The sequence below is a fragment of the Streptosporangium sp. CA-135522 genome, from assembly GCF_050949235.1.
Classification (GTDB): Bacteria; Actinomycetota; Actinomycetes; order Streptosporangiales; family Streptosporangiaceae; genus Streptosporangium.
This window is the reverse complement of the sequence record NZ_CP192026.1, coordinates 10,125,525-10,146,910: the sequence shown is the minus strand read 5'-3', so window position 1 is coordinate 10,146,910 and position 21,386 is coordinate 10,125,525. Positions and strand designations below refer to the sequence as shown.

Sequence of the window (21,386 nt, the reverse complement as noted above, 5' to 3'; positions counted from 1 at the left end):
GTGGACATACGGATCGGGCGCAGGAGACCGCCGTGGGGAGGTCGCCGTGCTGTGGTGCGCCGGGCTCGGGGGCCGGCTTCCGGGGAGGGCTCCGCGTTCAGCCGGGACTCTTACCGGGGGCTGTCGCGCCGGTGGGACGCCGGGACCGGCTCACCGTCCTTCACGGTGTCGCCTTTCACGGTGTCGTTTTCCACGGTGTCGTTTCCCACGACGCCGGCTTTCGCGTCGCGGACTTCCCTGACGAGGGCTTCCACGTCGCCCCCTTCTTCACCGCCTTCCGCGACGAGGCCGCTTCCTTCCGTGACGAGGCCGCTTCGCCGGTCGGCGGCGCCGGCGCGGTCGGCGCGCGTCTCCAGCGCACCGGACGCGAGGGTCAGCGCGAGCGCGGCCGCGGCCATGATCGCACCGACCCGGTTGGGCGCGGTGTAACCGAGCCCGGCGTCGATGGTCAGGCCGCCCAGATAGGCGCCCAGGGCGATGCCGACGTTGGAGGCGGAGACCGTGACGACCGCGGCGAGGGTCGGCGCGCCCTCGGCCTTGCCGATCACCCGGGTCATCAGTCCCGGGACGGTGGCGAAGCCGGCGACGCCCAGCAGAGCGAAGGTGATCGCCGCCGGCACCCGGTGGGCGGCGGTGAAGGTGAAGACGGCCAGCACGACCGTGAGCGCGGCCAGGGCGACGGCGAGGGTGGGCATCAGCGCGCGGTCGGCGAAACGGCCGCCGAGCGTGTTGCCCACGACCAGCCCCGCGCCGAAGAGGGCGAGCAGCGGGGTGAGCGCCTCCCCCGAGTAGCCGGTCACCTCGGTCAGCATCGGCGCGACATAGCTGAAGGCGGCGAACAGCGCGCCGAGGCTCAGCGCCGTCATGCCGAGGGCGAGGCCCACCTGTGGCCGGCGGAAGACCGCCAGCTCCCGGCCCAGCCGGGCATCGGTTCGAGCCCGCTGTACGGGGATCAGCCTGGCGATGCCGGCCAGGCCGACCAGCCCGATGCCGACGAGCATCCAGAAGGTGACGCGCCACCCGAAGTTCTGCCCGACCCAGGTGCCCAGAGGCGCTCCGACGACGTTGGCGGCCGCGCCCCCGGTGAAGACCATCGCGATCGCCCGGGCCTTCCTGCTGTCATCGACCAGGTCGGCGGCCACGACGGAGGCGACCCCCAGGAAGGCGCCGTGGCAGATCGCGGTCGTGACGCGGCCCAGCATCAGCAGTGCGTAACCGGGTGCCAGGGCTGACAGCAGGTTGCCGAAGATGAAGATCACCATCAGCAGAAGGAGCATGCTCTTGCGGGGCATGCGTATGCCGGCCGCGACCAGCAGCGGCCCGCCCACGACCACACCCGATGCGTATCCGGAGATGAGGAATCCGGCTGTCGTGATGCTGACCGACAGATCGCCGGCGACATTCGGCAACAGCCCCATCACCACGAATTCGGTGGTTCCGATCCCGAAGGAACTCAATGTGAGCGCGAGCAGGGCGAGCGGCATCCCGGTGGACTCCCTCGATGCGTTTGCCGAGTGATGGACGGTGCCGGACACCACGCGGACGGCCGATGACATCCGGAACACGGAGAAGAGGAGAACAGGACTGCTTTCTCCGAGGAGAATTCCCGGAGGTGATGCCGCCTCCACCGCAGGATGTTTACATTTCCTACCGGTTTAGGCGGGTCACTCTTGACGAAGTCAACCTCACGTTCACGCTTCTCCGCAATCTGTCCGGCGGTCAGTTTGGTCAGCATGCGGTCAGAATCGTCAGAACGGTCGGCGTCTGCGTTTCGGCTGTATGTCGTTCCGCATCGGCGGCGTGGCCGGCCGGTGGTTTCCGGTGTCCCCCGCATCGAGCCTTCCGGGCTCGACGGTCCCTGAATTGACGGTCCGCGCGAGGCCGCCGCGAGTACGGCGTCCGCGGGGACCGGGACGGCGGCGTCCGCCTGCCGGTCGCCGGTGCTCGGCGCGGTTCCAAGCGCATCCCAGTTATTTACAAGAAGTCAGCAAGTGGACCCTTCTAGCTTTCTCGTACCGGACGGGCACACAGGTGCTCATAAGTCCGGTGAGACAGATTCCTCGCCGCGAGGCGAGGAGCCCGGAAAGACGCCGCCGTGAGGCGGCGGGGGGAAGGAAGATCAATGTCCGAGATCAAGATTGACGACATCGCTCCGCTCGGTGCCGAGCTGAACGAGAACGACCTGCGTCTCGTGAGCGGTGGCCGCATGCCCGACAAGTCCAAGTCGAGCCTGGTCATCGATGGTGTCGACGCCTCCGGCGACGGCACCACCGGGACCGACGCCGACTTCTGAGGGCCCGCCGCCGCGAACGCGGCGACGGCGAGTCCGGCCCGGTCCGGCCGTCGGCGGTGCCTCGACCGGGGGCCGGCCGCTGACCGGCCGGCCCCCGGCCGGTCCTATATGAGATGAACCGCGCGGGGCACGCTCCGAAGGGGGCTGCCCCGCGCGTTCCAAGTGAGGGGAGGCCCGAACATGTCAGGTGAGATCCTCGTGCTCACTCGGCCCGATGACACCCACGCTCTCCACGTGGGCGAACTGCTCACCCGGCGTGGCGCCGACGTGGTGTTCTTCAACCCGGAGGACTACCCGGCGAAGGCCGTCATCGATCTCTCCTACGCGCCGTCGGGCGAGGTCCGGCGGACGTTGCGCACGGGATCACGCCGGGTGGACCTCGACGCTCTGACGGCGTTGTGGATCCGCCGGCCCCAGCCGCCGGCGTGCCATCCGGAGATCACCGATCCGGTGGTGCGGGCCCACCTGGAGCAGGAACTGGCGGTGTTCGCCGGTGATCTGTGGAACCGGCTCGACTGCCCGATGGTGCCGGGGCCGTACGAGGTCATCAAGAGCGCCGGACGCAAGCCGTCCCAGCTCGCCCTGGCGGGCAGGCTCGGGTTCGAGCTTCCCCCGACCCTGATCGGCAACGATCCGGAGGAGTTCCTCGACTTCTACAGCCGTCACGACGGCCGGATCATCACCAAACCGCTCCACATGCCCTGGGTGCCGAAGAACGACGGAGAGAGCGTCAGCCGGCTGTCGGAGCTGGTCTCCCCGCGGGACATCGGTTACGCCGACGCCATCCGCTTCGCGCCGATGATCATCCAGGGGTACGTCCCCAAGAGGGTGGAACTTCGCGTGACGGTGGTGGGCGACCGGGTGTTCGCCGCGGAGATCCACTCCCAGGAGAGCAACCACACCAGGTTCGACTGGCGCCGGTACGACTCGGCCATGACGCGGCATGCCGTACACGAGCTTCCGCCGGAGCACGCCGAGCGGTGCGTGCGCCTGGTGCGGCGGCTGGGCCTGGTGTACGGGGCCATCGACCTGATTCTGACGCCCGACGGCCGTTACGTGTTTCTCGAGATCAACCCGAACGGCCAGTGGCTGTGGATCGAGGAGGCCACCGGCCTTCCGATCAGCCGGGCACTTTGCGAGGTGCTGCTGCGCGGTGGCACCCCGACCCCGAAGGAGGTCGACGATGCTGGATCGCGCGCGTGAGTTCCTGCGGAGCATCCAGGGACTCGAACCCGATCGGGCCCGCGAGGCGCTGGAGGACCTGCGAGGACGGTACCCCGACGCCGTCTTACGGCTGCTGTGGCAGCGTGAGGAGTACGACGGCTCCCTCCACTACGACCTTCTGATCAAGAAGCCGGGGTGCGGGACCGTATCGCTGTCATGGTGCCCCGACCGGGCGCTGCCGTGGCCGCTGCGGGGCGTGCACCGCACGAGCGAGCAGGTCCTGCTGCGGGTGAACGGCGTGGACATGAAGGTCCCCGACGCCGTCGCCCGGCTGGACTTCCTCTGGGACGAGGCCCGTCTGACCGACAGGCTGGTCACCGCCTGCCTGTTGCAGGAGGAGCTCTACGAGTCGCCCGTCACCCTTTCCGAGACCGAACTGCAGCAGGCCGTGGACGCCTTCCGCCGGGCGCGAGGCCTGATCACCGCGCGGGCCACCCGCGAATGGATGGAACTGCACAGCCTGTCCGTCCAGGGCCTCGAAGAACTCGTGGCCGGTGAGGCCGCGGTGGAGCGGCTGCGCGACCGGGTGACCGCCGGGCGGGTGGAGCCGTACTTCGCCGAGCACGAGAGCGAGTTCGCCCGCGTCCGGGTCGCCCGGCTCGTCTACCTCGACCGGGCCCTCGCGCGGCGCGCGGCGGAGGAAGCGCGCTCCGGCGCCGGCTTCTACGACGTGGCGGAACGCGAGTTCTCGGCCGGCCGGGTCGCCGGTGATCTGTTCGCCGACCTCGCGGCCGACGAGCTGGGCATGGACGCGCACGGCCCGGTGGAGGCCGGAGCCGTGCTCGGGCCGGTACCTCTGGGAGACGGGTTCGCGGTGGTCAAGGTGCTGTCGGTGGAGCCGGCCGTGCTGGACGAGCGGACACGGCGGCTCGTCGGCAGACGTCTGTTCGACGAGTGGATCGCGGAACGGCGGGAGTCCGCCAAGATCGAATGGTTCTGGGGCAACACGGCTCGGACCAGCGCGCTGTGACAAAAGTGATCTTTCGCGAGGAGGCGCTCAGACGCCACGCGCGGCGGGAGAGGCATGTCACCCGTCCGATCACGATCGGCGGCCGGTGGCTGGCCCTGCTCTGGGCGGCCGTGGCGGTGCTCGCTCTCACCACGGCCGGCCTGGTCCTGCTCGCCGCCTCCCGGCTCCCCGGGACGACCTCATGAGAGGACTCCGGCCGGGCCGTCGCGTTCCCGTCATCCGGCAGAACGGCATCACCGAGTGCGGCGCCGCCTGCCTGGCGATGGTGCTGGCCTATCACGGTCACCGCACGTCACAGCACGAGGTCACCGAACGGCTTCAGATCGGCCGCGACGGGCTCAGCGCGCTCGCCATCGTGGCGGGCGCCACGGAGTACGGGCTGAGGGCGAAGGCCTTCTCGCTCGACCCGGAGGATCTCGCCCGCGTCCCCATGCCCGCGATCGTCCACTGGCGGTTCGACCACTTCGTCGTGGTCGAGCGATGGGCGCCCGACAGGGTCGAGGTGGTGGATCCGGCACACGGCAGGCGCCGTCTGACGGCCGAGGAGTTCAACGAGGGATTCACCGGAGTCCTGCTGGCCTTCGAGCCGGGTCCCCGGTTCCGTCGAGGCCGTTCCAGCGCGGCGAGCGCCTGGCGGCAGTTCGTCCGCACGCTCGTGCTGCGCAGGCGTGGCCTGCTCGCCCAGGTGGTGGCGGCCTCCCTGATCCTGCAGCTCCTCGGACTCGCCCTGCCGGTGTTCTCCGAGGCGCTGGTGGACCGGGTGCTGCCGGCCGGAACCGGCGGGACGTCGGCCGGGGCGGCCGGGCTGCCGGCCGTCCTGGGGGCAGGGCTCCTGCTGGCCGCGCTGACGCAGTTCGCGGTCGGCTACCTGCGCTCGGTTCTGCTGCTGGCGGTCAGAGCGGGAGCGGATGCCGAGCTGACCCGGGGCGTGGTGTCGCACCTCATCGCCCTGCCGTACCGCTATTTCGCGCTGCGCGGCACGGGCGACCTGGTCACCCGCGCGAGTAGCGTCGGGGTGCTGCGCGACATGCTCACCGGTCAGATCCTTTCGGCGTTGCTCGACGGACCGCTCGCCGTCGGTTATCTCATCCTGGTCTTCGTCCGGGATCCTCTGTTCGGCACGTGTCTGGCCGCACTGGCCGCGACGCAGATCGTCCTGTTGCTGGCCACGGCGCGCCGGATGAAGCACCTGACCCAGCAGGAGCTCGTCGCGTTCGCCGCCACCCAGAGCCGCCTGATGCAGGTGATCGACGGCATCGAGACGCTGAAGGCGTCCGGCGCCGAGACGCGGGCGGCCGAGCAGTGGTCGGATCACTTCTCCGAGCAGCTCAACGCCGACATCCGTGGCGGGCTCACCCAGGGGCTGCTGGATTCGGCGCTGGGAGCCATCCGGCTGCTCGCGCCGCTGGGCCTGATGTGGGTGGGGGCCTGGCGGGTGCTCGACGGCGAGCTCACCCTCGGCGCGTTGATCGCGCTGAACGCGATCGCCGTGGCCGCGCTCACGCCGCTCTCCTCGCTGATGGCCGGCGTGCAGAGCCTGCAGCTGGCGGGCGCCCACTTCGAGCGGCTGTCCGACATCCTCACCTCCGAACCCGAGCCCGCGGGAGGCATCGAGGTGCTGCGGGTGCGCGGCGCGGTGGAGCTGCGCGGCGTCGGCTACCGCTACGACCCGCGCTCCCCGTGGACGCTGCGGGACATCTCCCTGACCATCGCTCCCGGGCAGAAGGTCGCCCTGGTGGGTCCGTCGGGCTCGGGCAAGAGCACACTGGCCCGGCTGCTGCTCGCCCTGCACACCCCCACCACCGGGGAGATCCGCTACGACGGGGTCCCGCTGAGCGAGCTCAACCTGCGCACGCTGCGCCGCCGGTTCGGCGTGGTCACCCAGGAGCCGTCGCTGTTCACCGGCTCGATCAGGGAGAACATCGCGCTCAACGACCCCGACGCCTCGCTGGAGCGGATCGTGCAGGCGGCGCGGACGGCCGACGTCCACGACGAGATCGAGAACATGCCGATGGGGTACGAGACCATGCTCACCGAGGGCGCCGGTCTCTCGGGCGGTCAGCGGCAGCGCGTGGCGCTGGCCCGGGCGCTGCTCTCCCGGCCGAAGATCCTCCTGCTCGACGAGGCCACCAGCAACCTCGACGGCGAGAGCGAGGCGGCGATCGAGGGCCGTCTCGGTCGGCTCACGCAGACCAGGATCATCATCGCCCACCGGCTGAGCACGGTCCGGGACGCGGATCTCATCCTGGTGGTCGACGGCGGCCGCATCGTCGAGCGCGGCACTCACGAGCAGCTCCTGGCTCTGCGCGGCCGTTACGCCGCTCTGGTGGCAGCCCAGACCGTCGGTGCCGTCTCGTGATCCCGTGGCGGGCGATCCGCCGTCGTCACCGCGCTCTCACCGGTGCGTCACCACAGTGTCATCGGCGCGTCACCGAGCTCTCACCGGTGCATCATCGCAGTGTCATCGATGCGTCACCGCGCTCTCGCCGATGCGTCACCGCGCTGTCATCGCGTCGATCGCAGTGTCATCGCGTCGAGGGTCTCGGCCATGTGCTTGCGCAGCTCGCCCAGACGGACGTCGAGGATCACCGAGGCGAGCTCGGGGTTGCCCCGGATCATGTCGCGCAGGCCGCTCTCTCCGGATTCGTGGACGAAGCTGTGCCGGACCAGGGTCCGGTCCGGTGAGTCTCCCGGCTCCAGGTCGTAGCGCCATCTCGACGAGGGGCGCTCGGGGTCGTTGTTCCGGTCGAGGACCATCCAGGCGAACGTGCGCGGGCGCTGCGCCTCGGTGACCACGCACGTCACCGTCCAGATCCTTCCCTCGCGGCTGTTGCGCCCCTGGAACCGCACTCCCTCCCGCATCTCCGAGTCGTCGGTGCCGTCGGTGTCGAGCCAGCCCGCGAACTCGCACTCCGGGCTCCACTCGCCGAGGCGGGGCACGGCCGTGATGAGATCCCACAAGCGCTCGGGTGACATCTCGACGGTGGTCTCCAGATCCACTCGCGCGCCCGTGACCCCGTAGTCCTCCATGCAGGCCTCCGCATGCTCATGGCACTCACGCAGTGCCTCCGTCGCCGATCGACTCCTACGATGAACGATCGGCCCGCCCGTGGACAGAGGCTTTCCGCCACGACCGACCCCTATGATGCGGCCGGCACCCCTATACATCCGGGGATTTCGATACCGGTTGAGGCTTTTCGGGCGATAGTCGGTGCTTTGTGGGGTGAGCAGGCCCGTGTCGTCCGGGCTGCGGCGGGTTCAGGCGTCGGCGCGGAGCTCGTCGGTGGCCTCCTGGTAGGCGGCGGCGGCGCGGGTGAAGTAGTCGAAGAGCGTTTCGAGCTGCTCGGGCGAGTAACCGCGGAGGATCTCGCCGACCCTGTGCCGGGCGGGAGCCATCACCGCGTCCAGGCCGGCGGGCTTGCCGATCAACTCGACGATGACTTTTCGGCGGTCGTCGGGCGAGGGGACCCGGCGCACGTAGCCGGCCTGTTCCAGCCGGTCGATCAGCCGGGTGGTGGGCCCGGTCGTCAGTCCCGTGCGCACGGCCAGCTCGCCGGGGGTCATCGCGCCGGTCAGCTCCAGCGTGTTGAGCGCGTAAAGGTCGGTGGCGCCCAGCTCGCAGGCTTTGGCGCTGGCGTGGCCGTGCAGCATGACCGCGCTCAGGTAGCGACGGTAGAGCGCGCCGGCGTCCGGTCGCATCGCAGGTGTTGACATCGTCCCGCCCTCTCCATAATCTCTTCCTCAGAGCAGATAAATCTTAAAGGAAGATTCTGCTATAAAGAAGTTATCATGGAGAGGGTCACCATCATGAACCACACCCCCGACGTCCAGGCCGACATCGCCGCCGTCCGCGCCCTGCTCGAGCGGACCTGCGACGCCTGGAACCGCGGTGACGGCGCCGCCTACGGCACGGCCTTCACCGACGACGCCACCGACGTGACCTTCGTCGGCACCATCTACCAGGGCGCCCAGGAGATCGGAGCCGCCCACCAGGTGCTGTTCGACAGCTTCCTCAAGGGCACCCGGCTGGCCATGGAGATCGTGGACATCCGCTTCTACGGTGCCGACACCGCCGTCGCCGTCACCCGGGGCGACACCTACAAGGGCAGGCCGAAGAAGCTGGGCAAGGTCCAGACCTACACGATCGTCCGCGGCGCCGACGGCCGCTGGCGGATCGCCGCCATCCAGAAGACCAAGCACCAGAGCCTGATGGAGGCCGTCTCCTTCAGGTTCCAGCCCGCCAGCAAGCCCCGGGCGCGGCGCTGACCGCCGCCGCCGAACGGAGCACGGAACAGAGAGCACGGAACAGGGAGCAGGGAGCACAACGCCATGGCATCCATCGCCGTCGTCGCCGCGACCGGCCGGACCGGCCGGATCATCGTCGAGCAGGCCCTGGCCGCCGGGCACGCGGTCACCGCGATCGCCCGCCGGCCGCAGGCCCTCGGCCTGGATCACCCCCGTCTCACCCCGCACGCCGCCGACGTCCTGCGGCCCGGATCCCTGGAGGGAGTGCTGACCGGCCACGACGCCGTGATCTCGGCACTCGGCGCCACCGGGCGCGGGCCCACCACCGTCTACTCCGCCGGTACCGCCGCGATCGTCTCCGCGATGGCCCCGGTCCGGCGGCTGATCGTGCTCTCCTCGGCCGGTCTCGCCGTCCCGGCAGACGCCGCCGCCGGCGCGCGGCTGTTCGGCCGCGTCCTGCACCGCGTCATGCGTCACCCCTACGCCGACATGGCCCGCATGGAACGGCTGCTCGCCGCGACCGACCTGTACTGGACCGCCGTGCGTCCCACCGGCCTGAACGACGGACCCGCCGGCGGCCACCCCCGCGTCTCGATCGGCGCCGCCCGGACCGTCGGGCCCCGCACCTCCCGCGCCGACCTGGCCGCCTACATCCTCGGGCGGATCGACGACCCCGCCACCTACCGCGTGCCGGTGGCCGTCTCCTCATGACATCGGGCCCCTGAGCCGGTCGAGCCGTCCTGCCTCGACGGTTACCCGGGGGTCACGCGGTTACGAAAAAGTGCGATCTACCTTCGAAGAGCGCCCGGAGTCATGCTCCTTTCCATGACCATCATCGATCGGCTGGACTACGGCCCTTTCCCCGAAGACCCGCACAACCACAAGCCGGGCTCCCGCTACTGCCTGGTGCTCGATCCGGTCCGCCCCGACGGCGCCTACGTCAAGGATCTGGTGCTGAACTTCGAGCATCTCGCCTCGGACGAGGTGATCCCGGTGCACGTGCACACCAACGAGGAGGTCCTCATCGTCGACGAGGGCCAGGCGGAGGCGTTCTACGACGGGGAATGGAGACCGGTGGGGCCCGGGGCGGTGATCCTGGTGCCGCCGGGCGTTCCCCATGGGTTCCGCAACAGGTCGGGTGCCACGGTCAGGCTGCACGCCGTGTTCGCCGGGCACGTGGTCGGCACCCGGTTGCTGGAACGCAGTCCGGCGCCGGGCACGGAGGACGAGCCGCTTCCACCGCCGTCCATCATCGATTTCCGCGCCTTCGGCCATTCATCGCCGCATCATGGAAAATAACCAAATGCCCGATCCGGCGGGCCGGAGCGCCGTCCCGCTCACTTCGGCCCGTTTCGACTTGTCATCACGATTTCGCTTGTTATCGGGAAAAAGTGCGTGACGCCGGTTTCCCGCGATCCCGGACGGCTACCAGCCGACCACCGGGTACCAGCCGTAGCCGAACATCGCCGGAAGTCGCACGTCCCAGTAGAGGAAGGTGAAGGAGCCCGCGATGATGAAGGCGGCGGCCGTCACCGTCACCAGGCGGCTCGGCCGCGCCGTCAGCCATCGGGCGAATCCGCCCTTGGCAGCGAGCATGAGCACGGTGAACAGCACCGCCATCACCACGACGTTGCCCAGGGACTGCAGGATGAACACGGCCGCGCCGTACAGAGGGTCGTGGTTCTTTGCGGCGTAGGTGAACAGCTTGTGGAACAGCGGGAACGGCCGGCCGATGAGGAAGCCTCCGACCAGCGCGCCGAGGACAACCAGGCGCGCGTGCGGAAATCGCCGCTCAAGCCGCGCCAGCGGATCGGGCAGGAGCCGCAGCGCGGCCAGGCCGAACCAGATGAACGCCAGGCCGATGACCCCGAAGACCACGCAGGCCTGGAGCAGCCGGACGGGCACCCCGTCGCCCACCGTGGCGGTCGACAGCTGCGGCAGCCGTTCCCCGAAGAGGGCGCCGACGGCGCCGTAGACTCCGCTGACCGCGATCATGCCGATCGCGAGCCGGCCGAGCGGGCGCAGCGTCTCGCGGAGCCGGTCGCGCCGCGAGTCGCCGTGCCGTACGAGGGGGACCACCGCGCCGAAGGCGGCCACGTTGCAGGCGGTGAACGTCCCGGCCAGCCCGGAGACGAAGGCGAAGACCGCCCCCGCCACGGCACTGGTGATCGCTGTGCCCTTGGCGTTGTGACCGAGCAACGTGTTGGCGACGTTGTCGCCGATCACGCTGTCCACGAAGTGGTAGGACCACAGGGCGGCGACGGCCGCGCCGGCGAGCACGCTGAGAACGATCAGGCGGGCCCGGTGGTTCGGTACGGCGGAGGCGGGAGGCTGGTGACGGCTCTCAGTGGAATCGGTAAGCATCATGACACATCCTTAAAAAGGATAGAAAGTTAAGAAATGTGTTGATCAGTTGCCACTCACCTGACTGTGAGGCCGCGATCTTCCTCCGTCAAGCCGTCATTTCCGGCCGGGATTCGTGCGGAGGGGAAATTTCGCACGTGTTCGGCCGCGGCCTTTTCCTCCATCCACTTTTCACTGGACAATGAATGATTTATCCTGATTCGCGAAATTTCTGGAAACGGCTGCCGGGGCCGGGCGCTCAGGGCGCCGAAGCCGCCGGAGGGAGCGGCGGGATCAGACGATGCCGCCGGAGGGAGCGGCGGCCGGGTCAGACGATGCCGCCGTTGGCGCGGATGACCTGGCCGTTGACCCAGTGGCCGGGGCCGGCGAGGAAGGCGACGACCTCGGCGATGTCCGCGGGGGTGCCCAGGCGCTCCAGCGGCGGCTGGGCGGCCATGCGGGCGATGGTCTCCTCGTCCTTGCCGTCGAGGAACAGGTCGGTGGCGGTGGGGCCGGGGGCCACGGCGTTGACGGTGATGTCGCGGCCGCGTAGCTCGCGGGCCAGGATCAGGGTGACCGCCTCGACGGCGCCCTTGGTCGCGGCGTAGGCCGCGTAGCCGGGCAGGGCCAGTCCGAGGACCGAGGTGGAGAAGTTGATGATCGCGCCACCGTCCCGCACGCGGCGGGCGGCCTGCTGGTCCACGACGAAGGTGCCGCGGATGTTGGTGCGGTGCATCCGGTCCAGTGCGTCCAGGTCGATGTCCACGACCGGCGCCAAGATCATCACGCCGGCGGCGTGCACGACGACGTCGATGCCGCCGAAGGCCTGCTCGGCCGCGTCGAACAGCGCGGCCACGGCCTTCTCGTCGCCGACGTCGGCGCGTACGGCGATGGCCTGGCCGCCGGCCTCGGTGACGGCGGCGACCGCGGCGTCGGCCTCGGCCTGGTTGCCGGCGTAGTTGACCACGACGGCGTAGCCGTCGGCGGCCAGGCGTTCGACGGTCTGGCGGCCGATGCCGCGTGATCCTCCGGTGACGATCGCTACGCGGGATGACGTGGTGTTCATGATCGTTTCCCCCTTGAAAAGCTATGTACATTATGTACATATATATTGTTATGAACACAGTGTCCATATGAATCGCGGAGGTAGACCGTGACCCAGTCCACCGAGCCCATCCGCCGGGGGCGTGGCCGCCGCCCGGCCGACCAGGTGCGCCGGGAGGTGCTGCGGGCGGCCGGTGAGCTCCTGCTCGCCGAGGGCATGGCCGCCTTCACCATCGAGAAGGTCGCGGCGCTGGCGGGCGCGAGCAGGGTGACGCTCCACAAGTGGTGGCCGTCCAGGGGAGCGTTGGCGCTGGAGGGCTACTTCAGCGTCGTCGGTCCCACGCTGGCCTTCCCCGACACGGGGGACATCGCCGCCGATCTCACCGCGCAACTGCGGGCCTTCGTCCACCTGATGCGCGACACCCCCGCCGGTCGTGTCATGCCCGAGCTCATCGGGCAGTCCCAGACCGACCCCGAGCTGGCGCGGGCCTATCGCGAGCGCTACTCGGCCCCGCGCAGGGAGCTCGCCGTACAGGCCCTGGAGCGGGCCAAGCGGCGTGGCCGGCTACGGGCGGACATCGACCCCGAAGTGGTCGTCGACCAGCTGTGGGGTGCCTGCTACCACCGTCTCCTCATCCCCGACCAGCCGCTGACCGAGGAGTTCGCCGAAGCGCTCGTCAAGAACCTGCTGACCGGGATCGGCCTGCCCTGAGCGGCCTGTGCCCGCGCCGTAGCCGGCTGACGTGAGCCGGCTCACGATGCCGACCGACGCCGTCGGCTAAGGCTGCCGGATGAGGTTGCCGGATGAGGTTGCCGGCGCGCCGGTCAGCCGCCGACCGGCTCGCAGGACTGTACGCCCTTGACGACGAGGGCGAGCAGCCGGTCGGCCTGGTCGGCGTGGTCGGGCTCGTTCTCGGTGGCCAGGGAGATGGCGTGGACGAGCTTGAGCAGGTCGGCGATGGCGACCTCGCGGCGTATCGCTCCCGCCTGCTGGGCACGGGTCAGCAACGCCCCTCCGGCGTTCGTGATCATCGCGTGGCAGTCGGCGCCCAGTTCCGACCGCCCGTTCCGGGCCCCCGGCATCAGTGACGCGGCCAGGCCGCGATTGGCGGCTGCGTGCGAGACCACGGCACGCAGCCAGGTGACCAGCGCGGAACCGGGAGAGGGGGCGGTGAGCAGCTCGCCCGCCCGGGCGCAGAGGATCTCCACCCGCTCCCGGAAGACGGCCTCCAGCAGGGCCTGCCGGGAGGGGAAGTGGCGGTGCAGGGTGGCGGATCCGACGCCAGCCCGCCGCGCGATCTCCTCCAGCGAGGCATCGGCTCCGTGTTCGGCGATGACCTCTCCGGCCGCCGCGCGGATCCGGTCGTGGTTGCGGCGCGCGTCGGCGCGCGTCGGCCGCCTGGCCGGGATCGACGTCGCGCTCGCCTTGGTCAAGGATGCCTCCTGCGGACTGCGAAACGGGGCGGTTTCTTACGTTACCGAAGCATGACCGGAGGGGCGCTCCACCCGCGTGGGGCCGCCCGCGGGCGGCCCCACCTCCCCGGGCCCGTCGTCCTCCCCGGGCCCGTCGTCCTCCCCGGGCCCGTCGTCCTCCCCGGGCCCGTCGTCCTCCCCGGGCCCGTCGTCAGCGGAGGGCGGCGAAGAAGGCGCGTACGTCACCGACCAGCGCCTCGGGCTGCTCCAGGGACAGGAAGTTGCCGCCGCGCTCGAACTCGGCCCAGTGGGTGACGTTGCTGTCGCGTTCGGCGAAGCGGCGGATGGCGACGTCGGTGCTCAGGGCGACGGCCACGCCGGTAGGCACGGTGCCGCGCTCCTTGGGGGCCCAGGCGCTCGGGTCGTGGGCCATCTCGTAGTAGAGGTTGGCCGAGGAGCCGGCGGTGCCGGTGAACCAGTAGAGGCTGACGTTGGTCAGCAGGTGGTCACGGTCCACGGCGTCCTCGGGCAGTTCGGCGGCCGCGTCGGTCCACTCCTTGAACTTCTCCACCACCCAGGCGAGCTGTCCGGTCGGGGAGTCGTGCAGCCCGTAGGCGAGGGTCTGCGGGCGGGTGGACTGGATGGCGTTGAAGCCCATCATGTCGTCGCGGAAGTTCTGCAGCCGGGCCAGGCGCTCCTGTTCGGCCTCGGTCAGGTCGGCGAAGTCGGCCGGGTCGTCGGAGGGGAAGGTGACCAGGCCGTTGAGGTGGACGCCGATGACGCGCTCGGGTGCCTGGCGGCCCATCTCGATGGCGATCCAGGCGCCGCCACCGCCGCCCTGCACGCCGTAACGGTCATAGCCCAGGCGGTCCATCATTTCGACGAACGCGCCGGCGATCTTGCCGGTGTTCCAGCCGGGGCCGGTCAGCGGGCCGGAGAAGCCGACGCCGGGGGTGTCGGCGGCGATCACGTGGAAGTCCTGCGACAGCGGCTCGATGACGTCGACGAACTGGACGAACGAGCCCGGCCAGTCGTGCAGGAGCAGCAGCGGTGTGGCGTCGGGGTTGGCCGAGCGGACGTGCGCGAAGTGGATGTCCTGGCCGTCGATCTCGGTGGTGAACTGGGGGAACTCGTTCAGCCGGGCCTCGGCCTTGCGCCAGTCGTAGTCGTTGGCCCAGTAGTCGGCCAGCCCCTTGAGGTAGTCCACCGGCACGCCCCGCGTCCAGCCCTGGCCGGGGATCTCGCCGCTCCAGCGGGTGCGAGCCAGACGCTCGCGCAGGTCGTCGAGGTCGGCATCGGGGATGGCGATGTGGAAGGGCTTGATGCTCATCGGTTTCACCTTTCGAAGGGCCGTTCGGCTCTGCCTTTACTCTATCAGAACGGAATGCTTTATTCCACAAAATCGACGAACCTGCCGACCGTCGCCATCCCGTCTCTCGCCCGGGCGTGCCCGTGGCGCCCCGCCCGCCGGGGACGATACGTAGTGTGTTCTCCCGTCACCTGTCACTTCCTTCTTGTAAGTAAAGGCGTCATGCGCCACCATGAGGGGTGATGGAAGAAGGCACTTCGAGGTCGCCGGCCTACTGCTCCGGCACCGATGACGACTACGACGCCCGTCAATGGGACACCCGGGAGGACTGTGAGGTCCGCCAGATCCTCGACCGGGTCGCGGACAAGTGGTCGTTGCTGGTCATCGCCCTGCTGGACCGGCGTACCCTGCGCTTCACCGAGCTGAGCCGGAAGATCGACGGCATCAGCCAGCGGATGCTCACCGTGACCCTGCGTCAGCTCGAGCGCGACGGCCTGGTGCGCCGCACCGTCCACCCCGTGGTGCCTCCCCGGGTGGACTACGAGCTCACGCCGCTGGGCGTGACCCTGCACGACACCATCCAGTCGCTCGTCACGTGGACGGAGGAGCACCAGAGCGAGATCGCCGCCGCGCGCGCCGAGTACGACACCCGTGCCGACGTCGCGCCGGTCGCGACGAAACAGGAGAGCGTGGCCGTCGGCCGTAACGAAACCCGTCCTCCGGTCGCAGACCGTAACGCAACCCCGTTCGCGGATCGCGACGCGATCCGTTCCGGGGCCGTCGGTCGTGACGCCGATCCGTCCGCGGTCAACGGTCGAGACGCGATCCGGGCGGTGGCCGGCGGCGACGTGAGCGCCATGGTGGTCGCGGGAGGCGAGGTGAGCCGGGCCGGCGGGAGCGCGTCGCGGTGCGGGGTGTGCGGTGCGCCTCTCAGCCACGCCCGCACGGGCCGGCCCGCCCGGTTCTGCGGTACGGCCTGCCGGCAGAAGGCGCATCGCGCCCGTTCCCGCGCCGGCGGACACGAGACGGGCTGACCTCGGAACGAGGCCACGGTCCCGACGGTCATCGGGCCGCCTCGGCGGCCAGCGGCAGCCGTACCGACACCTGGAAGCCCGGTCCGTCGGTCCGGCGTCCCGCGGTCGCGGTGCCGCCACAGGCGGCGGCGCGCTCACGGATGCCGATCAGGCCGTTGCCGCCCGACGGGAGGGAATGCCCGGACCCCAGGCCGTCGTCGGTGATGTCGATCGCCAGGACGTCGTCCTCCCAACGGAGCCGGACGTCGGCGCAGGAGGCGCCCGCGTGCTTGACGATGTTGGTCAACGCCTCCTGGGTGATCCGGTAGGCGGCGATACCGACGTCGGGAGGCAGCGGCCGAGGTTCGCCCCGGGTGCGGTAGGCGACGTCGACTCCCGCGCCCGTGACCTGGTCGACCAGCGCGGGCAGGTCGTCGACGGTCGGTTGCGGCGCGCGCGGCCCCTCCTCCTCCTTGAGCACGCCCAGCATCCGCCTCAACTGCACCATCGCGTCGCGCCCCGCGGAGGCGATCGCGTCGAAAGCGGCCTCGGCCCTGGCCGGGTTGCTTCTGACCACCACGGGCCCGGCCTCGGCCTGCACCACCATCAGGCTCACCGCGTGGGCCAGGATGTCGTGCATGTCGCGGGCGATCCTGGCCCGCTCCCGCTCGGCGGCCCGCTCCGCCTCGACCTGGCGCTCGTGCTCCAGGCGGGCGGCCCGCTCCTCCAGCGCCGCCGCGTAGGCGCGGGAGACGGCGGTGGCCCTGCCGGTCGCGTAGGCGGCGGCGAACAGCACGATGCCGCGCAACGCGGTGTCGGAGGAGCCCACGAGCAGCATGCCGCCGCCGAGCGCCGTGACGAGCATGATCACACGGGGCCAGTAGGAGGAGTACGCGGCGACGGTGTAGAGCGCGATCATCCCGCCGTACCAGACCGGCTGCGAGGGCACGTTTCCGGAGAGGTCGTACAGGGAGGTCGCGCCGAGGCTGATGATCAGCACGGTCACCGGCATCCTGCGCCGCCAGGCCAGCGGCGTCACGGCGGCGATCACGACCGCGTACCCCCACCAGTGCCAGGGCACCTGATAGGGGTTCTCGCGGGACAGGAAGGGCCACAGTTGCACCACCATCACCAGGGCGGTGAGCGCCACGTCCAGCCACCGGGGCGGGAGAGCTCGTAGCCGGCGGCGAAAGGTCACCAGGAGCGGCCAGTCAGACATGGTGCCCAATCCTTGCTTCCTCTTCTGTTCGCCGATGCGGCGGGGTGGTTATGCGCGGGCGGCGACGGGCTCGGCGGAGCGGGCGGCGGGCTCGGCCGTGGTGGTGAGCCGGCGGGCGAGGGGGACGAAGGAGACGAGCAGGAAGATCGCTCCCACCGGGATCAGGTCGCGGTCGATGATCGGCAGGAAGAGGTCGAGCATGACCAGCAGGGGAGTCCAGACCTTGACGCGGCCGATGACGGCGAGCTGGATGACGAGGGCGAGCTGGCCGAGGTAGAAGAGGTAGGGACCGCCGTCGTAGATCGCGATGGAGACGCCGGGGACGGCCTGGATCCGGTCGAACAGCACGCCCATCTCCGCATGGTCGGTCGAGAGGAATCCGACCACGAGGTCGATGGTGAACTGCGCGGAGACGGCCAGGATGCCGGCGAAACCGGTTGCGGCGCCCACCGTGGACAGGACGTTGCGGCCCGCCATCCGGCGCATCTCCCAGAAGATGGGCACGAACAGGGCCAGAGCGGCGAGGAAGGCGAGGTGACCGGTGGTCCAGGCGAGGCCGGGACCTCGGCTGCCGTCCAGCCCGTCGAGGATTCGGATGATCCCGTAGACCAGGACGAACAGGGGGGCGGCTACGAATGCGAGGCGAGAGTTCACTGGGTGGCTCCGGGGGTCGGTGTGTGCCTCAATCCTGGATTTTTCCCGCTCGAAAGTGATCGCCGGGGAGAGCGATCCTCGTCCTCACCGGCGGGAGGGAGCCGATATCCCTCGCACGGGCGATGCCGCGGCCTCCGGGAGCCGGTCCGGGCCGTTCCCGTCCGCGGGCCGTTGTCATGGAGCCCCACGGGCCGTTTTCATGGAGCCCCACGGGCCGTTTTCATGGAGCCCCACGGGCCGTTTTCATGGAGCCCCACGGGCCGTTTTCATGGAACGGCGGGCACACCGCAGGGGTCCAGGAGAAATTCCCTGAGCGCCCGGTAGTAGGGCGCGACCGTGGTCGTGTCGACGTATTCCTCGGGGCCGTGCTGGCCGTCGCCCCCGACGCCGAAGATGACGGCGTCGACGCCTCGCCGGTAGTAGAAACGCCCGTCGGCGGCGCCGTGCTTGCGCAGGAAACCGGCGCGGTATCCCTGGTCCCACGCGGCCCGCTGGAGTCGGCGCACCTCCGGACGGTCCCGGTCGGCGTGGTGCGGCGGATCGACGTGGTGGACGACGGGGGTGACCCCGGGTTCGCAGAAGGTCGCCAGGTGAGCGGTGACCTCCTGAACGGTCCTGCCGTTCAGGTCCGTGTCCTGGGGCGGGAAGCGGATGTCCAGCCACGCCTCCGCCAGGGCGGGAACCTGGTTGCGGGCCTCGTTCGGGGTTTCGATCCGGGCGAGGTTGACCGTGGTCCGCCAGACCTCTTCGGTGGCGACGGGGTAGGCGGCCAGCAGGTTGTCCACCGTGCGATGCAGTTTGAGCAGGGCGTTGTCGCCCAGCCACGGGTAGGCGCCGTGGGCGCCCCGGCCGACGGCCCGCAGGCCGGCGGTGACCATGCCCTTGGAGTCGGTCACGACGCGTAGGCGGCTCTGCTCGCCGATGACCACGAAATCGCCGATGACGCCCTGTTCCAGCTGGTGCAGCGTGCCGTCGCGCCCACCCACCTCCTCGTCGGTGACCAGCTGCAGCGCGAGCGGGTACGGCAGGCCGCCGGCCAGCTCGCGGAAGACCTGGGCCTGCACCAGCGCCGACACCTTCATGTCCTGGGCGCCTCTGGCGTAGAGGCGGGTGCCGTCGCGGCGCGGCCGGAACTGGTGCGGAGCGGCCGGTACGACGTCGAGGTGGGCGTTGAGAATGATCCGGAAGCGCGGGCGTTCCGCGTGCCGGTGGACCAGCGCGCTCGGTTTGCCGCCCGACTCGAACCGCTCCACGGTGAAACCGGGCCCGACGAAGCCGAGCACGAGGTCGAGCGCCCGGTGCAGGTCGGCGGGCCGATCGGCGGTGGAGGGCACGGCGAGCAGATCCTGGGCCGCGGCCAGCAGGGATTCGAGATCCATCACCTCATCCTGCCCTTCGCATCGTGCCTCGGTCCTGCGCCGTGCCTCGTGCGCCTCGGTCCGGCGCCGTGCCTCGTGTGTCCCGGTCCTGCGCCGTGTCCCGGTTCGTCGGCAGGGAACCCCGGTTCATCGGTCGAGAACGCGGGCGAGGGCGTGCAGGTCCTCCTGACGCGTGCCCGGGGACGGGGAGATCCGCAGCACGGGTGTGGGCAGGTCCGCGGGGGCCCTGCCGACCGGCACGGCGCCGACCAGGATGGACTCGTGCGCCGCCCGGGAGCGGGCGTCCTCGACGGCCGCCGCCGGATCCGCACCCGGCGGCGGCCTGAGGGTGACGATGGCGGACGGCTCGTCGAGCGGCTCGCCCGCCCGCCAGCCACCGATCCCGTCGAGGAGGCGTCGCGCCCTGACGCCGAGCTCGGCCAGACGGGCGTGGACCGCGGAGGGGCCGAGAGCCCGGTGCTCCAGTACGGCGACGCCGAACCCGGCTCGCGCGGCGATCGGACCCTCGGAGGTCTCATAGCGGGCCGCGCCCGGCAGCGGCGACGGCTCCTCGCCCGCCCAGACGTGCCCGCCGAGCGCGGGAGCCGCGGTGTCCATGTCCGCGGTGAGGCCGGGCACGATCAGGAAGCCGACCCCGCGCGGACCGGCGAGCCACTTGCGGGAGGTCCCGACGTACGCGGTCGCGCCGACACCGCCGGCGTCCACGTGGCCGAAGGACTGGCAGACGTCGAGGACCAGCGGCACCCCGGCGGCGCGGCACAGCCGCCCGGCTTCGGCCGCGGGCTGCACGATGCCCCGGTGGGAGGGGACGTGTGACAGGACGACCAGATCCAGCCCGCCGGCCAGCGCCGAGGCCAGGCCGTCCGGGTCCAGGCGGGAGTCGTCGTCCACGGGCAGGTCGAGGAGCTTGTAGTCGTGGAGCCGGGCCAGGCGGCGCAGCAGCATCAGCGTGCTGCCGTACTCGGCGCGCGTGACGCCGATCCGGCTGCCCGGCGGGAGCCGCCAGCCGCCCAGCAGCGCGGCCATCGCCGCCGTCCCGCTCTCCAGGAGGGCGACGTCGGCCGCCGCGGCGCCGGCCAGGGCGGCCAGGGCCGACCTGGCCGCGTGGAGATCGGTCGCCGCCTGGTAGCCGCCCGTCTCGCGTTCGCGCCGGAGGTGTTCGACGACGGCGTCGAGTGTCCGATCGCTCGGGACGTTGCATCCGGCGGCGTCGAGGTGCCCGGGCGGCGCGCAGGACCGCGCCGCCCGCCAGCTCTCAGCGATCACACGTGGGCCAGGACGAGGCTGAAGTCCCCGGTGGGGTCGGTGTAGTGGCGGCTCACCGAGAATCCGGCCGCGGCGAGCTCCCGCCGCAGGCCCTCGGGGTGGAACTTCGCGCTGATCTCGGTGCGCATCTCCTCTCCGGCGGTGAAGGAGACGGACAGGCCGAGGCCGCCGATCCGCACGCGCATGGCCCGGCCCGCGCGAAGCCGCATCTCGATCCAGTCGTGCTGCATGTCGTACAGCGCGACGTGCTCGAAGGCGTCCGGCTCGAAGTCGGCGTCGAGCTCCCGGTTGACCACGTGCAGGACGTTGCGGTTGAAGGCGGCGGTCACCCCGGCCGCGTCGTCGTAGGCCGCGACCAGCCGCCCGGTGTCCTTGACCAGGTCGGCTCCGAGCAGGAAGCTGTCGCCGGGGCGGAGGGTGCCGCGCAGCTCCTTGAGGAACATCTCGCGCGCCGCCGGGTCGAGGTTGCCGATGGTGCCGCCGAGGAAGGCCACCATCCGCCGTCCCTCCCGCGGCAGCAGCGCCAGGTGGTGCTCGAAGTCGGCGCAGACCGCCCGCACGGCCAGGCCGGGGTAGCGGCCGGCGAGCCGCCGGGCGGCGTCGCCCAGGGTGACCGCGTCGACGTCCACCGGTGTGTAGGCGCGCAGCGTCCCCGTCGAGGAGAGGGCGTCCAGCAGCAGGACGGTCTTCTCGCTGGTCCCCGAGCCGAGCTCGACGAGGGTGTCCGCACCGCTGCGCGTGGCGATGTCGAGGGCCTGTGCGCGCAGGATGGCCAGCTCGCGGCGCGTGGGATAGTACTCCGGCAGCCGCGTGATCTGGGAGAACAGGTCGCTGCCCGCGGCGTCGTAGAACCACTTGGGCGGCAGCCATTTGGGCGTGGACGTCAGTCCGGTGCGGACGTCGTGTTCGAGCGCCTGGCGCAGGTAGTCATGGCCGAGATGGTTGACCAGATCTGTGGCTGATCGGCTGACGGACACGGGGCCTCCTGAGTCGGTGGGTCACGGTCCCCCTGGC

General features: G+C 70.7%; 22 protein-coding genes. 10 read left to right on the top strand and 12 right to left on the bottom strand.

What is annotated here, in order from left to right:
- Nucleotides 1-110: 110 nt before the first annotated feature.
- Nucleotides 111-1,484 carry an MFS transporter gene (locus ACQPYK_RS47575; protein ID WP_433247747.1) on the bottom strand — a complete coding sequence of 458 codons (1,374 nt, stop codon included), beginning with the start codon at nucleotides 1,482-1,484 and terminating at the stop codon, nucleotides 111-113.
- A 638-nt stretch (nucleotides 1,485-2,122) separates the two neighbouring features.
- Between ACQPYK_RS47575 and ACQPYK_RS47570 the strand changes: the two genes are divergently transcribed.
- From ACQPYK_RS47570 to ACQPYK_RS47550, 5 genes are all read left to right on the top strand, one after another.
- On the top strand, nucleotides 2,123-2,293 hold the full coding sequence (locus tag ACQPYK_RS47570) for a putative ATP-grasp target RiPP (RefSeq protein WP_433247744.1): 171 nt from the start codon (nucleotides 2,123-2,125) through the stop codon (nucleotides 2,291-2,293).
- A gap of 180 nt (nucleotides 2,294-2,473) precedes the next feature.
- Nucleotides 2,474-3,496 carry an MvdC/MvdD family ATP grasp protein gene (locus ACQPYK_RS47565; protein ID WP_433247741.1) on the top strand — a complete coding sequence of 341 codons (1,023 nt, stop codon included), beginning with the start codon at nucleotides 2,474-2,476 and terminating at the stop codon, nucleotides 3,494-3,496.
- Entirely contained in the window at nucleotides 3,477-4,487 is a 1,011-nt protein-coding gene (locus ACQPYK_RS47560) for a TIGR04500 family putative peptide maturation system protein (RefSeq protein WP_433247738.1), read from the top strand. Before ACQPYK_RS47565 ends, ACQPYK_RS47560 begins: the two co-directional genes overlap by 20 nt.
- On the top strand, nucleotides 4,484-4,672 hold the full coding sequence (locus ACQPYK_RS47555; RefSeq protein ID WP_433247735.1) for a hypothetical protein: 189 nt from the start codon (nucleotides 4,484-4,486) through the stop codon (nucleotides 4,670-4,672). Before ACQPYK_RS47560 ends, ACQPYK_RS47555 begins: the two co-directional genes overlap by 4 nt.
- Complete coding sequence (locus tag ACQPYK_RS47550; RefSeq protein ID WP_433247732.1) at nucleotides 4,669-6,846, top strand: peptidase domain-containing ABC transporter; 2,178 nt, start codon at nucleotides 4,669-4,671, stop codon at nucleotides 6,844-6,846. Before ACQPYK_RS47555 ends, ACQPYK_RS47550 begins: the two co-directional genes overlap by 4 nt.
- Before the next feature lie 146 nt (nucleotides 6,847-6,992).
- On the opposite strand, the gene ACQPYK_RS47545 is transcribed toward ACQPYK_RS47550, so the two are convergent.
- Nucleotides 6,993-7,517 (bottom strand): SRPBCC family protein, encoded by a 525-nt coding sequence (locus ACQPYK_RS47545; protein ID WP_433247729.1) that lies wholly within the window; start codon nucleotides 7,515-7,517, stop codon nucleotides 6,993-6,995.
- 228 nt (nucleotides 7,518-7,745) lie between these two features.
- Nucleotides 7,746-8,201, bottom strand: coding sequence for a MarR family winged helix-turn-helix transcriptional regulator (locus tag ACQPYK_RS47540; protein WP_433247726.1), 456 nt, complete (start codon nucleotides 8,199-8,201; stop codon nucleotides 7,746-7,748).
- 75 nt (nucleotides 8,202-8,276) lie between these two features.
- Between ACQPYK_RS47540 and ACQPYK_RS47535 the strand changes: the two genes are divergently transcribed.
- The 3 genes from ACQPYK_RS47535 to ACQPYK_RS47525 all read left to right on the top strand — a co-directional run bounded on the left by ACQPYK_RS47535 (nucleotide 8,277) and on the right by ACQPYK_RS47525 (nucleotide 10,031).
- Entirely contained in the window at nucleotides 8,277-8,753 is a 477-nt protein-coding gene (locus tag ACQPYK_RS47535) for an SgcJ/EcaC family oxidoreductase (RefSeq protein ID WP_433247723.1), read from the top strand.
- A gap of 63 nt (nucleotides 8,754-8,816) precedes the next feature.
- A complete protein-coding gene (locus ACQPYK_RS47530; protein ID WP_433247720.1) occupies nucleotides 8,817-9,443 on the top strand; it encodes an NAD(P)-dependent oxidoreductase in 627 nt (208 codons plus the stop codon).
- Between the two features lie 114 nt (nucleotides 9,444-9,557).
- Nucleotides 9,558-10,031, top strand: coding sequence for a cupin domain-containing protein (locus tag ACQPYK_RS47525; protein WP_433247717.1), 474 nt, complete (start codon nucleotides 9,558-9,560; stop codon nucleotides 10,029-10,031).
- Nucleotides 10,032-10,157: 126 nt separating this feature from the next.
- Here ACQPYK_RS47525 and ACQPYK_RS47520 read toward each other — a convergent pair whose 3' ends face one another.
- Together ACQPYK_RS47520 and ACQPYK_RS47515 are read right to left on the bottom strand one after the other, a co-directional pair.
- On the bottom strand, nucleotides 10,158-11,099 hold the full coding sequence (locus ACQPYK_RS47520) for a hypothetical protein (RefSeq protein ID WP_433247714.1): 942 nt from the start codon (nucleotides 11,097-11,099) through the stop codon (nucleotides 10,158-10,160).
- A 304-nt stretch (nucleotides 11,100-11,403) separates the two neighbouring features.
- Complete coding sequence (locus ACQPYK_RS47515) at nucleotides 11,404-12,141, bottom strand: SDR family oxidoreductase (protein WP_433247711.1); 738 nt, start codon at nucleotides 12,139-12,141, stop codon at nucleotides 11,404-11,406.
- A gap of 87 nt (nucleotides 12,142-12,228) precedes the next feature.
- Between ACQPYK_RS47515 and ACQPYK_RS47510 the strand changes: the two genes are divergently transcribed.
- The gene (locus ACQPYK_RS47510) at nucleotides 12,229-12,831 is read left to right on the top strand and encodes a TetR/AcrR family transcriptional regulator C-terminal ligand-binding domain-containing protein (RefSeq protein ID WP_433247708.1); all 603 of its coding nucleotides are present in this window, start codon (nucleotides 12,229-12,231) and stop codon (nucleotides 12,829-12,831) included.
- A 113-nt stretch (nucleotides 12,832-12,944) separates the two neighbouring features.
- Here the strand turns inward: ACQPYK_RS47510 and ACQPYK_RS47505 are convergent, their stop codons facing one another.
- Both ACQPYK_RS47505 and ACQPYK_RS47500 read right to left on the bottom strand, forming a co-directional pair.
- Entirely contained in the window at nucleotides 12,945-13,553 is a 609-nt protein-coding gene (locus tag ACQPYK_RS47505; protein WP_433247705.1) for a TetR/AcrR family transcriptional regulator, read from the bottom strand.
- Nucleotides 13,554-13,743: 190 nt separating this feature from the next.
- Nucleotides 13,744-14,862: an epoxide hydrolase family protein gene (locus tag ACQPYK_RS47500; RefSeq protein ID WP_433247702.1), complete on the bottom strand. Its 1,119-nt coding sequence runs from the start codon at nucleotides 14,860-14,862 to the stop codon at nucleotides 13,744-13,746.
- A 221-nt stretch (nucleotides 14,863-15,083) separates the two neighbouring features.
- Between ACQPYK_RS47500 and ACQPYK_RS47495 the strand changes: the two genes are divergently transcribed.
- Nucleotides 15,084-15,875 carry a winged helix-turn-helix transcriptional regulator gene (locus ACQPYK_RS47495; RefSeq protein WP_433247699.1) on the top strand — a complete coding sequence of 264 codons (792 nt, stop codon included), beginning with the start codon at nucleotides 15,084-15,086 and terminating at the stop codon, nucleotides 15,873-15,875.
- A 28-nt stretch (nucleotides 15,876-15,903) separates the two neighbouring features.
- Here the strand turns inward: ACQPYK_RS47495 and ACQPYK_RS47490 are convergent, their stop codons facing one another.
- The 5 genes from ACQPYK_RS47490 to egtD all read right to left on the bottom strand — a co-directional run bounded on the left by ACQPYK_RS47490 (nucleotide 15,904) and on the right by egtD (nucleotide 21,349).
- On the bottom strand, nucleotides 15,904-17,073 hold the full coding sequence (locus ACQPYK_RS47490; RefSeq protein ID WP_433247696.1) for a sensor histidine kinase: 1,170 nt from the start codon (nucleotides 17,071-17,073) through the stop codon (nucleotides 15,904-15,906).
- A gap of 48 nt (nucleotides 17,074-17,121) precedes the next feature.
- Complete coding sequence (locus tag ACQPYK_RS47485; RefSeq protein ID WP_433247693.1) at nucleotides 17,122-17,727, bottom strand: hypothetical protein; 606 nt, start codon at nucleotides 17,725-17,727, stop codon at nucleotides 17,122-17,124.
- Nucleotides 17,728-17,993: 266 nt separating this feature from the next.
- Nucleotides 17,994-19,106 (bottom strand): M20 family metallopeptidase, encoded by a 1,113-nt coding sequence (locus ACQPYK_RS47480; RefSeq protein ID WP_433247690.1) that lies wholly within the window; start codon nucleotides 19,104-19,106, stop codon nucleotides 17,994-17,996.
- Nucleotides 19,107-19,232: 126 nt separating this feature from the next.
- On the bottom strand, nucleotides 19,233-20,372 hold the full coding sequence (gene egtE / locus ACQPYK_RS47475) for an ergothioneine biosynthesis PLP-dependent enzyme EgtE (protein WP_433247687.1): 1,140 nt from the start codon (nucleotides 20,370-20,372) through the stop codon (nucleotides 19,233-19,235).
- The gene (egtD, locus tag ACQPYK_RS47470) at nucleotides 20,369-21,349 is read right to left on the bottom strand and encodes an L-histidine N(alpha)-methyltransferase (protein WP_433247684.1); all 981 of its coding nucleotides are present in this window, start codon (nucleotides 21,347-21,349) and stop codon (nucleotides 20,369-20,371) included. The genes egtE and egtD overlap by 4 nt, the downstream gene beginning before the upstream one ends.
- Nucleotides 21,350-21,386: the final 37 nt, after the last annotated feature.

Excerpts from the sequence above, each read along its gene's own strand:
- ACQPYK_RS47500 (WP_433247702.1), bottom strand. The coding sequence starts at position 14,862 with ATGAGCATCAAGCCCTTCCACATCGCCATCCCCGATGCCGACCTCGAC.
- ACQPYK_RS47575 (WP_433247747.1), bottom strand. The coding sequence starts at position 1,484 with ATGCCGCTCGCCCTGCTCGCGCTCACATTGAGTTCCTTCGGGATCGGA.
- ACQPYK_RS47545 (WP_433247729.1), bottom strand. The coding sequence starts at position 7,517 with ATGGAGGACTACGGGGTCACGGGCGCGCGAGTGGATCTGGAGACCACC.
- ACQPYK_RS47480 (WP_433247690.1), bottom strand. The coding sequence starts at position 19,106 with ATGGATCTCGAATCCCTGCTGGCCGCGGCCCAGGATCTGCTCGCCGTG.
- ACQPYK_RS47530 (WP_433247720.1), top strand. The coding sequence starts at position 8,817 with ATGGCATCCATCGCCGTCGTCGCCGCGACCGGCCGGACCGGCCGGATC.
- ACQPYK_RS47535 (WP_433247723.1), top strand. The coding sequence starts at position 8,277 with ATGGAGAGGGTCACCATCATGAACCACACCCCCGACGTCCAGGCCGAC.
- ACQPYK_RS47495 (WP_433247699.1), top strand. The coding sequence starts at position 15,084 with ATGGAAGAAGGCACTTCGAGGTCGCCGGCCTACTGCTCCGGCACCGAT.
- ACQPYK_RS47540 (WP_433247726.1), bottom strand. The coding sequence starts at position 8,201 with ATGTCAACACCTGCGATGCGACCGGACGCCGGCGCGCTCTACCGTCGC.
- ACQPYK_RS47570 (WP_433247744.1), top strand. The coding sequence starts at position 2,123 with ATGTCCGAGATCAAGATTGACGACATCGCTCCGCTCGGTGCCGAGCTG.
- ACQPYK_RS47550 (WP_433247732.1), top strand. The coding sequence starts at position 4,669 with ATGAGAGGACTCCGGCCGGGCCGTCGCGTTCCCGTCATCCGGCAGAAC.
- ACQPYK_RS47560 (WP_433247738.1), top strand. The coding sequence starts at position 3,477 with ATGCTGGATCGCGCGCGTGAGTTCCTGCGGAGCATCCAGGGACTCGAA.
- ACQPYK_RS47525 (WP_433247717.1), top strand. The coding sequence starts at position 9,558 with ATGACCATCATCGATCGGCTGGACTACGGCCCTTTCCCCGAAGACCCG.
- ACQPYK_RS47515 (WP_433247711.1), bottom strand. The coding sequence starts at position 12,141 with ATGAACACCACGTCATCCCGCGTAGCGATCGTCACCGGAGGATCACGC.
- ACQPYK_RS47565 (WP_433247741.1), top strand. The coding sequence starts at position 2,474 with ATGTCAGGTGAGATCCTCGTGCTCACTCGGCCCGATGACACCCACGCT.
- ACQPYK_RS47490 (WP_433247696.1), bottom strand. The coding sequence starts at position 17,073 with ATGTCTGACTGGCCGCTCCTGGTGACCTTTCGCCGCCGGCTACGAGCT.
- ACQPYK_RS47520 (WP_433247714.1), bottom strand. The coding sequence starts at position 11,099 with ATGATGCTTACCGATTCCACTGAGAGCCGTCACCAGCCTCCCGCCTCC.